The organism is Marinilabilia rubra (assembly GCF_003121985.1).
GTDB classification, from domain to species: domain Bacteria; phylum Bacteroidota; class Bacteroidia; order Bacteroidales; family Marinilabiliaceae; genus Marinilabilia; species Marinilabilia rubra.
In genome coordinates this window covers 91,476-101,843 of the sequence record NZ_QEWP01000015.1, presented here as the reverse complement: position 1 = coordinate 101,843, position 10,368 = coordinate 91,476, and the positions used below count along the sequence as shown (strand labels likewise).

At 41.0% G+C, this 10,368-nt stretch carries 7 protein-coding genes and 1 riboswitch; of the genes, 4 read left to right on the top strand and 3 right to left on the bottom strand.

Translation table 11 applies throughout. The features are described 5' to 3' along the window. Window positions 1–188, top strand: a 188-nt coding sequence (locus DDZ16_RS21015; RefSeq protein WP_232526766.1) for a hypothetical protein, incomplete at its 5' end; no start/stop codon positions are given. 435 nt (window positions 189–623) lie between these two features. On the opposite strand, the gene DDZ16_RS15955 is transcribed toward DDZ16_RS21015, so the two are convergent. The 3 genes from DDZ16_RS15955 to DDZ16_RS21055 form a co-directional block, all read right to left on the bottom strand. Continuing rightward, window positions 624–2,888, bottom strand: coding sequence for an aconitate hydratase (locus DDZ16_RS15955; RefSeq protein WP_109265489.1), 2,265 nt, complete (start codon window positions 2,886–2,888; stop codon window positions 624–626). A 256-nt stretch (window positions 2,889–3,144) separates the two neighbouring features. After that, window positions 3,145–4,158 (bottom strand): type I glyceraldehyde-3-phosphate dehydrogenase, encoded by a 1,014-nt coding sequence (gene gap, locus DDZ16_RS15950; protein WP_109265488.1) that lies wholly within the window; start codon window positions 4,156–4,158, stop codon window positions 3,145–3,147. Window positions 4,159–4,498: 340 nt separating this feature from the next. Beyond that, a complete protein-coding gene (locus tag DDZ16_RS21055) occupies window positions 4,499–4,630 on the bottom strand; it encodes a hypothetical protein (protein WP_262511942.1) in 132 nt (43 codons plus the stop codon). A 346-nt stretch (window positions 4,631–4,976) separates the two neighbouring features. Here DDZ16_RS21055 and dapA point away from each other — a divergent pair, with 346 nt between their 5' ends. The 3 genes from dapA (at window position 4,977) to DDZ16_RS15935 (ending at window position 10,368) form a co-directional block, all read left to right on the top strand. Further along, window positions 4,977–5,867 (top strand): 4-hydroxy-tetrahydrodipicolinate synthase, encoded by an 891-nt coding sequence (gene dapA / locus DDZ16_RS15945; protein ID WP_109265487.1) that lies wholly within the window; start codon window positions 4,977–4,979, stop codon window positions 5,865–5,867. Window positions 5,868–6,161: 294 nt separating this feature from the next. After that, window positions 6,162–6,442: riboswitch (cobalamin riboswitch) on the top strand. A 115-nt stretch (window positions 6,443–6,557) separates the two neighbouring features. Continuing rightward, a complete protein-coding gene (locus DDZ16_RS15940; protein WP_109265486.1) occupies window positions 6,558–8,738 on the top strand; it encodes a TonB-dependent receptor in 2,181 nt (726 codons plus the stop codon). A 169-nt stretch (window positions 8,739–8,907) separates the two neighbouring features. Further along, entirely contained in the window at window positions 8,908–10,368 is a 1,461-nt protein-coding gene (locus DDZ16_RS15935) for a PepSY domain-containing protein (protein WP_109265485.1), read from the top strand.

The following is a 10,368-nucleotide window of genomic DNA, read 5'->3' as shown; positions in this document are numbered from 1 at the left end:
CAGAGCAAGCAAATGAAAATACCACTGTCATCCGACTTTTTTTCTCAAAACGAGCAATTATCCCTCTATGGATAAAGGGATGCAGCAATTTTCTTCTCAATTTCAAAAAACTCTCGGATGATAGTGAAAAGCAATCTCTAAGTAGTATCAGGCTGGAGCGGTCCCGATGCTTCGGGATTAATCCGTAGGTCGTAGGTTCAAGTCCTACCTGGGGAGCAAAATTAATAGCTATCTCTTTTCGAGGTGGCTTTTTTTATTACCCAAACTTATGGAGTTCTTCGTGTATATCCTTTATTCGCCAAAGGCTGATAAATATTACGTGGGCCAAACTTTTATTTCTCTAATTTGTGTCCGTCTATAAACTAAGCAAACAGTGTCAAAATTTATGTGCGTGTTCAGAAAGTTTCATTTACAATCCCGAGGCTTCGGGAGCGAAGCCCGAAAATACGCAGTCCCGATCCCTCGGGATGAGTAATTTTCAGGCAAGCGTAACGCCCTAAATGGGACTTTATGGACAAGCACTAATTAAGGGAATTCTCGGGCATTGAGAAAGAGTAGTCAACAAAAAAAGCCCGGAGAAATTTTTCTCCAGGCTTTGTGAATTAGTGTCTTCAACAACCAGCTTAGGCGTTTTTGGCAGCAATGAGATTCAATGCTGATCCGGCTTTATACCATGCAATTTGCTGTTGATTGTAAGTATGTAATGTCTTGATGGTATCTTTTGACCCATCTGCATGTTCTACTTCAATGGTTATTGGTTTATCAGGAGCAAATTGATCCAAATCAATGATGTTGAAGGTATCATCTTCCTGAATTTTATCATAATCGTCTTCGTTTTCGAAGGTTAATGCCAACATTCCCTGCTTTTTCAGATTGGTTTCGTGAATGCGGGCAAAACTTTTTACCAACACTACCTTCACTCCCAGGTGACGAGGCTCCATTGCGGCATGTTCGCGAGAGGACCCTTCTCCATAGTTATGATCGCCTACTACAACTGTTGGAATGTTCTTGGCTTTGTAGTCACGCTGCACATCAGGCACTTTGCCATATTCTCCCGTCAGTTGGTTTTTGACCTTGTTGCTTTCTTTGCTGAAGGCATTGATAGCTCCAATAAGCATGTTGTCTGAAATATTATCAAGGTGACCCCGGAAGCGTAACCAAGGGCCCGCCATCGAGATATGGTCGGTGGTACATTTTCCGGCCGCTTTGATCAACAACCTGGCTCCGGCAATGTTTTTGCCATCCCATGGTTCAAAAGGGGTAAGTAATTGCAGGCGCTTGCTGTCGGGCTTAACAACTACCTCAACTCCGGATCCGTCCCTGGCTGGTTCCTGATAGCCGGCATCCTTTACATCAAACCCATTGGGAGGTAACTCATATCCTGTTGGCGGATCAAGTTTTACTTCTTCTCCTTTGTCATTTTTGATGGTTTCGGTAAGGGGGTTAAATCCCAGCTCTCCTGAAATCGCAATAGCAGTAACCAATTCAGGTGATCCTACAAATGCATGTGTATTTGGGTTGCCATCAGCTCTTTTTGCAAAGTTACGGTTGAAGGAGTGAACGATGGTGTTCTTTTCCTGCTTGTCGGCGCCTTCGCGAGCCCACATTCCAATACAGGGCCCACAAGCATTGGCAAAAACGCGTCCCCCCATTTTCTCGAAGATATCTATGTAACCATCCCGGTCAATGGTGTAGCGAACCTGCTCTGATCCTGGTGTGACTGTAAATTCAGACTTTACTTTAAGACCTTTATCTACTGCTTGTTTTGCAATGGATGCAGCTCTCGATATATCTTCATATGATGAGTTCGTGCAAGATCCAATAAGTCCGAACTCCACCTTTGTTGGCCATCCGTTTTCTTTTGCTACTTCACGCACTTTTGATATTGGGGTTGCCAGGTCGGGTGTAAAGGGACCATTGAGATGAGGTTCCAGTTTGTCCAGATCAATTTCGATGACCTGGTCAAAGTATTTTTCGGGGTCTGCGTAGGCTTCAGGATCACCCGTCAGGTTTTCTTTTACTTTAAGGGCTTCATCAGCAACATCGTCACGTTTGGTGGCCCTTAAATAACGCTCCATGGCCTCATCAAAGCCGAAAGTAGAGGTAGTTGCCCCAATTTCGGCTCCCATATTGCCAATGGTTCCTTTTCCGGTTGCCGAAAGTGATTTAGCACCCTCACCAAAGTATTCAAGAATATAACCTGTTCCGCCTTTTACAGTCAGTAATCCTGCAACTTTAAGAATAATATCTTTGGGGGCAGTCCATCCGTTTAATTTGCCGTTCAGCTTGACACCAATTAACTTCGGAAATTTTACCTCCCAGGGCATGCCGGCCATAACATCTACGGCATCTGCGCCACCAACGCCAACAGCAATCATTCCAAGTCCTCCGGCATTAGGCGTGTGGGAGTCTGTCCCGATCATCATTCCTCCAGGGAATGCATAGTTTTCAAGAACAACCTGGTGAATAATTCCAGCTCCCGGTTTCCAAAAGCCAAGTCCGTATTTATTACACACAGAACTTAGAAAATCGTAAACTTCTTTGTTGGTAACTTTAGCTCCTTCAAGGTCTTTATCGGCACCTACTTGTGCCTGAATGAGGTGGTCGGCATGAACAGTTGACGGAACAGCTACTTTGTCTTTCCCTGCCTGCATGAACTGCAATAAAGCCATCTGAGCCGTTGCATCCTGCATCGCAACCCTGTCGGGAGCAAAGTTTACATATGACTTTCCCCGTTCAAATGTTTGTGTGGGAATTCCTTCAGCCAGGTGGCTGTAAAGGATTTTTTCGGTAAGTGTAAGAGGTCGGTTCAGGAGTGAACGAGCAGCTTTAACCTTTTCGTCCATTCCGGCATAGACCTTTTTGATCATATCAATGTCGAATGCCATGATTAAGTATTTTTTTGTAAGATGATTAGTTGCTATAGGTTACGAATTGACAAATTTAGTGAAAACTTGCCAGTTTATCTCAATTCAGAACCGGTCAGATGGCCGGATTGCATAGAAATATTACTGCCTCTTTAACAATCCGTGCGGCTCTTTTGTTGAAAAATGTCTCTATGGGTATTCGCTGGCTATGGATACAGCGCAAAAAAACGCCCCCTTCGTCTGAAGGAGGCGCTTTAAATGTTATATGCTGACTAAATTATGCGTTGTCAACAGAATTCATGTGCTCGATCAATTCTACAACTTTAGTAGAGTAACCCATTTCGTTGTCGTACCAGCTAACAACTTTTACAAAGTTGTCATTCAAAGAAATACCAGCATCGGCGTCGAATACAGAAGTCTGGGTTTCACCTACGAAGTCGTTAGAAACAACAGCATCTTCAGTGTAACCAAGCACGCCTTTTAATTCGCCTGCAGAAGCTTCTTTCATAGCTTTGCAAACGTCTTCATAAGAAGCACCTTTTTCCAGACGGCAAGTCAGGTCTACTACAGATACGTCAGGAGTAGGAACACGGAAAGCCATACCAGTTAGTTTTCCGTTCAACTCAGGAATTACTTTTCCTACAGCTTTAGCAGCACCGGTAGAGGAAGGAATAATGTTTTGTCCGGCACCACGTCCACCGCGCCAGTCTTTCATAGAAGGACCGTCAACAGTTTTCTGGGTAGCAGTAGTAGCGTGAACAGTTGTCATCAAACCTTCAACAATACCAAACTTGTCGTTCAATACTTTGGCGATAGGAGCCAGACAGTTAGTAGTGCATGAAGCGTTTGAAACGAAGTCCATGTCTTTAGTATATTTGTCAAGGTTTACACCACAAACAAACATTGGTGTGTCGTCCTTAGAAGGAGCAGACATTACAACTTTTTTGGCACCGGCTTTGATGTGTCCTTCAGCTTTTTCCTTAGTCAGGAAAAGACCGGTTGACTCAACGACGTATTCAGCAGCCACATCGCTCCACTTAAGGTCAGCAGGATTTTTTTCAGAAGTAACACGGATTGTGTTGCCATTAACAACAAGTTGACCGTCTTTTACTTCAACATCGCCCTCGAAACGACCATGAGTTGAGTCGTATTTTAACATGTAAGCCATGTATTCAACGTCAATAAGGTCGTTGATTCCTACAACTTGTACGTTATCGAAATTCTGAGCGGCGCGGAACACCAGGCGGCCGATACGACCGAAACCGTTAATACCAATCTTAATTTTTGACATATTATCGCTTTTTTAGAGATTATATTTATATACCTTCTCAATTTCGCGGTACAAAAGTAAGAAATCGCAGCAAAAACATCAAGAAATAACATGCTGAATTTCTTAAATAAACGTTAATTGAAACATAGTCCCCGAAAAAAACATGTGTCAATAAAAAAAGGAACACTTTTAATGCTCCTTTTTACCCTGAAAATAATTTTGTTCTGTGAAGTTCTTAAGCAATATTGCAAATATCGCTATGTAAAAAATTTGCTTTTTCTGGCTGCAGCCGAAAAAAACTGGTTAACCTTTTGCCAAAATTAATGCATTCAATTCAGGTAATCTGAATGCCAATTTCAAACTATGCAGGTACTTCAACATTTTCAACATCGTTGGCCTGTCCATATGCGGGACAATCCTGTACAGATTTACAAGATGAAAAGCTTAAAGCTACCAACAGTAATACGGAGGCAAAGAGTGCTACTTTCTTCATGATCAATTATTTTTTGCAGTGTAAAAGTAAATGGTTTATTCGATAATCACAAAATTTGAGATTTTATTTTACAATTAACGTTGTTTGTAGCTCAAAGTTACGTACGACCATTATTTTCTTGATGAGTTTCAATAAATACCGGATAAACTGCATCCCATGCCTGATTGAAACAAAAATTTCACCAAATCATGAATATGTGTTACCTTTGAATTTTGTGAAGTGAGGTTTGAGAATCTAAATTTCAGGCAGGTGGCATTTGATTTTGACGCTTTACAGACTCTTGATGCAGTGAGAGGGTCATTCTACTAAAGAAGGAAGTTTGAATTAATATAAAATAAAACAAACTATGCAGATTGAACAATTGCAAGGCTCAATAGTAGCCATTGTAACCCCATTTAAAGACAACGGAGAGATAGACCTGGAAGCATTTGATGAGTTGGTGGAGTTCCATATTGAAAATGATACCGATGGTATTGTTGTTTGTGGAACTACCGGAGAAACTCCAACTTTGAGTGATGCAGAAGACGCTCAGATGATTGAAAGGTGTGTGCAAAAAGTAAACGGTCGTGTTCCGGTAATTGCCGGAACAGGAAGCAATTCTACCGCCGATTGTATCAAGTACAGTAAAAAAGCTGTTGAATTGGGAGTGGATGCTCTACTTATTGTTGCACCTTACTATAATAAACCATCACACAGAGGTATTTACAAGCATTTTTCGCAAGTAGCTAAAAATGTTGATGCACCTATTATTCTTTACAATGTTCCGGGTCGTACAGGAAGCACCATTGATCCTGCCACTGCTATTGAATTGGCGAACAATCATAAAAATATTATCGCCATTAAGGAAGCCGGAGGTGATATGAGTGTTTTTGCAGAACTTCTTGCCAACAGGCCAAAAGGCTTCAAAATATACAGCGGAGATGATTTTCTCTCTTTTTCTGCTAACTGTATGGGAGCTGATGGGTGTATTTCAGTTATTGCCAATCTTATTCCGGCAGATTTCCATAAAATGATGAAAGAATCAATTGATGGAGATTACAAAGCTGCAAGAAAACTTTTCTTTAAATACAGAGCTTTAATGGAATTGATGTTCCTGGAATCTAATCCACTTCCTGTTAAAACTGCATTGGCTTTAATGGGGCGCGTGAGAGAAGTGTTTCGCGCACCTCTTTGCGAAATGGAAGATGAAAACAGAGAACAGCTTAAGATCGAATTGAAGAAGTTGAAGCTTCTTTAATATTTGTCTTTTTAATAGAATTCAGGGCAGGTCATTTTAATTGGCCTGCCTTTTTTTTTCTTGATGTTCCGTTTTTATATAATCCAGGGTAAAGAAGTCAGAGGATGTTGGGGGTTGACAGTTAAGCTTTTACAATAACCCTTGAATCAGTTGTTTATGCTTTAAGGGTGTTTTGTGTTAATATTCAAATCTTCAATGTCATACGACTCGTCTTAAATCTTGTCTCTAAAAATCTAACGGTCTGTTTAAAATAAGTCTATATTTCGTAATTCTTTCATATTGATAAATAATCAATATATTTGTCCTGATTTTGGTGATTACCCCTCAATTCTTATGGGGTAATAAAAGGGAATCCGGTTAAAATCCGGAGCTGTACCCGCAGCTGTAAGCTCTTTAATGGTGGTTTGAAAAACTCTATTGCCACTGGAAACAGAAAACAATGAGCAGTGACCAATAATCAATAAGCAATTTAAAATTGGTAATTGATAAATGGTAATTGATAATTGAAAATGTTTCCGGGAAGGTCTTTTCAAACCGGAGCGAGCCAGAAAACCTGCCAGAATGATATTAAACTAACATTTTGCTTCCGGGATAGAAGTATGTGTTTAGGACATTCGCGCGCGTGTTCGGCATGTTTTTCTTTATCATTATGGATGCAAGGTGGAATAATTAATAAAAATTATTTTAACCATGCAGAAGTTTATTGTTCTTTGTTCTGCTCTGTTTTTCGGGGCATTTTTTTCTTATTCTTTAGCGCAAAAGGTTTCTCTTTCCGGAACCATTTACGATGATTCGGGCCAGCCTCTTCGTGGTGCTCATGTATATTTGCAAGGCACCAATATTGGGACTGCTACCAACAATAAGGGAAACTACATTCTTCAAAATCTGAAGCCGGCTGGTTATGTCTTAAACGTATCCTTTTCAGGCTTTAAGCATGTTAAAGATTCAATTACCCTAACTTCAGGATCTAATAAGCATGACTACCAATTAAATGAATCGGTCAATGGTCTGGGTGAAGTGGTAATAACCGGCACGGGAACTCCTCATCATCTTAAAAATGCACCGGTTCCCACCGAATTACTTACTTCAAAAGCTATAAGTAGTGTGGGGGCTAACGATTTTACCGAATTGATGATGGCACTTAGCCCGTCTTTTGATTTTAACCCGGGTACCATGGGAGCTTTCATGACCATTAATGGTCTCAGAAACGATTTTATTGTTGTTCTAATCAACGGGCGGCGTACTTACGGCGACATGGGTGGAAACTCCGATCTTAGCCGCATTAATCCCGAAAATATTGAGCGCATTGAGATTCTGAAAGGAGCTGCTTCACTGCTTTATGGATCGGATGCCATTGCAGGAGTTGTGAATATTATTACTAAAGAGTCTCGTCAAAATATTCATATCTCTAATACTACAAGGCTTGGTTTTTACAACACCTGGCAGCAGAACAATACCATTGATTTTAACCTGGGTAAGGTTAGTACTCATACTTCGTTTTCCCGCAAAAGCAGCGATGGCTGGCAGTTGAGCAGGTACGAGGAAGATGAAGGAGCGTTAATTGAAACTGACGAAAAGGCTCAAAAGGCTTATGATGACTATACTTTAAGGCAGGAGATAGTTTTTAAAGCCACTGAAAAACTTAGCTTTTATGTTGATGGATCCGCTTATGAAAAGGATATGTACCGTGAGCGCTCAGTAGCAGGTTTCGGATACAACTTTGAAGATTATACTTATGGGGCAGGAGCCAGGTATCTGCTGAAAGATAAAGACTATATTTTTGCCGATTATCACCACGATCAGTATCTCTACTACTACAAGTATAATCAGGATAATAACGGCTTCGAAAAGGGAGACAAGAGTCGGAACAATGATCAGCGTCTGGATAATCTCAGGCTTAAATACGTTAGTCAATTATCCGCTAATAACCGTTTGACATTGGGCCTGGATTACCTGAAGGAACAGATGTTTTCCGATGGTCGTGTGATCGAAGGAGAAGCCTCGGCTAATGCGCTGGCTGCCTATGTTCAGGATGAAATTACTTTTTTTGAGGCATTGGATATTGTGGCAGGCCTGCGATATGTGAAGCATAAAGAATTTGGAAGTGCATTTACTCCCAAAATGAGTATTCTCTATAGCCCGGGCAATTTCAATTTGCGCGGTACTTATGGTTTGGGATACAAAGCTCCTACTCTCAAAGAGCTTTATTACCATTACGAAAAGCGAGGTCGTTTGTATCTTGGAAATCCCGATCTCGATCCACAAACTTCCACTTATACTTCTTTCGGAGTGGAGTATGATAAGAGTGGTCTTTCCTTTAGCGTTACCGGATATCGCAATGATGTTAATGATTTGATTGATTACCAGGTTATCAATCCGGAATCTGGTGACAAGGAAAATGGCATTAATATCCGGAAAAAACATTTTAACATTGAAGAAGCCCGCTCGCAAGGGGTGGATGTGCTGATGAATCTGAAGGCTGGGTATGGTTTTACAATTGGAGGAGGATACAGTTATGTGGATGCCGGAAATCTTACTACTGATGAGGGCCTTGAGGGAGTGGCTGAGCACTATGGAAACGTCAGACTATTATATGATTATGGAAGACCCGGCTATTATTTGAATATCAGCTTTACAGGTCGCCTTCAGGATGATAAATACTATGATGATGGTAATGCCATGGGATATGCTGTTTGGGACCTTACATCCAATCATACTTTTACCAAAATTGGTGATTTCACTTTTGCCTTAACGGCAGGCATCGACAATATTTTCGGTTTTGTGGATGATAGTCCTTTCGGTGGCCACTATGGTACGTTAACCCCGGGCCGGACTCTTTTTATTAAGCTTAAGGTCAATTTCTCTAAGTAATTACTGAAAAAACTCCGTTAATCTCTTGTAAAAGACCATAGGTCAGTATTTTGAAGTTATGAGTGTGTTGGTTTTAAGGCTTTGGTTGTCAGTGTTGTATGGTTTGTCTTAAATCTTACCTGACTGCCGTCAGGCAGGTATCTAAAAGTCTAACGATCTATTGAACTGAATGGGGAATTTTAAAAAAATACTAATTAAAACGCACAAAATATCGGGCTTATTGATGAGCCTGATGTTTTGTGTCTGGGTTTTCTCGGGAATCATATTGATTTTTGAAGGTTTTCCTCATGCCTCAAGGGAACAACGATTTCAGCATCTGATACCCTTCGAAAGAACGGACTTGTCCGGGTTAAAAGCCCCAATGTCCAAATGGGGAGATGCTGTTGAACTGGAAATGGCAGGTGATCAACCTGTCTACCGGGTACCTAAAGGTCGAAGGGGAGAATTGGTTTATGATGCCAGAACATTGGAGCCAGTAGATTCTTTTTCCTGCGAATATGCTGCCCGGTTGAGTACTTCATACACAGGAAGTAGCGTTGTTGAAATCCATCTTCAGGATGAATTGGATCAATGGGTGCCCTGGTCGTATTACAAACCATTGCTGCCTTTTTATAAATGTAAAATGGATGATGAAGCTCATTCAACCATTTATATATCAGCTAAAACCGGATCTGTTATTCAGCATACTACCCGAAAAGGTAAGTGGCTGGCAGCTCTGGGGGTTATTCCGCATAAGCTCTATTTTTTAGAATTGCTGCAAAACAGAAGCGTATGGAAAGGAATTCTGATATTTTTGGCTTCGGTTGGCTTACTATCAGCGATTTCAGGAATAGTGGCAGGGCTTATTCGCTTCAGCAAGGCGTGTCGCAATGGAAGGATGTCGCCCTATCGTAAGTTACATTACAAATGGCATCATATTTCCGGCTTCGTCACAGGTATATTTGTCTTTACATTTCTTCTGAGCGGGTTAATCTCGGTGACCGGGGTTCCTGACTGGATGGTAGTGATTGAAGCTGCAAAGAAAGAGAGAATAAACTGGGAGATTAAAGATGCCAGTGAGCCCAATTACTCCAAAACCCCTCTTGAAATATGGGAAGCCCTGGATGATACAATTGAAGTGAGGCGTATAAAGTATAGCAATGTTCTTGGCGAGTCTCAGTTCGGGATTTATTCCAATCATTATCAAAAAGCAGAAGTTTTTGTGAAGGATAAGGTTGCGATTCATAAGAAGAAACCTCTTTCTATGGAAGAAGTGAAGTCTCTTTCTTCAGGTATTTTTGAGGGTAAAAGCTATGAAATTACCAAACAAACAGAATACGATAGCTATTATTTCCCTTCGGGTATGCGCTATCAGCCTTTGCCCGTTTACAAGATTATCTTTAATGATGCATCAAACACATGGCTGTACATTGATGCCGCCACCGGTGAAAACTTCCGAAAAATAACTTTAAAATACCGGCTGCGTCGTTGGCTTTACAGGGGGTTGCATACGTTCAATTTTCCTTTTTTACTAAAGCTCGAGTGGCTCCGGAAAAGCCTTTTGCTTATAGTATCGGCCGGTCTGTTGATAGTGGCTGTCACCGGATTGGTTTTAATGTGGAATTGGTGTAAAAGAAAATATATAAATTGA

What these genes read in the sequence shown, in the direction of transcription:
- dapA (WP_109265487.1), top strand. Translation starts at nt 4,977, where the DNA reads ATGCAGATTGAACAATTGCAAGGCTCAATAGTAGCCATTGTAACCCCA.
- gap (WP_109265488.1), bottom strand. Translation starts at nt 4,158, where the DNA reads ATGTCAAAAATTAAGATTGGTATTAACGGTTTCGGTCGTATCGGCCGC.
- DDZ16_RS15940 (WP_109265486.1), top strand. Translation starts at nt 6,558, where the DNA reads ATGCAGAAGTTTATTGTTCTTTGTTCTGCTCTGTTTTTCGGGGCATTT.
- DDZ16_RS21055 (WP_262511942.1), bottom strand. Translation starts at nt 4,630, where the DNA reads ATGAAGAAAGTAGCACTCTTTGCCTCCGTATTACTGTTGGTAGCTTTA.
- DDZ16_RS15955 (WP_109265489.1), bottom strand. Translation starts at nt 2,888, where the DNA reads ATGGCATTCGACATTGATATGATCAAAAAGGTCTATGCCGGAATGGAC.
- DDZ16_RS15935 (WP_109265485.1), top strand. Translation starts at nt 8,908, where the DNA reads ATGGGGAATTTTAAAAAAATACTAATTAAAACGCACAAAATATCGGGC.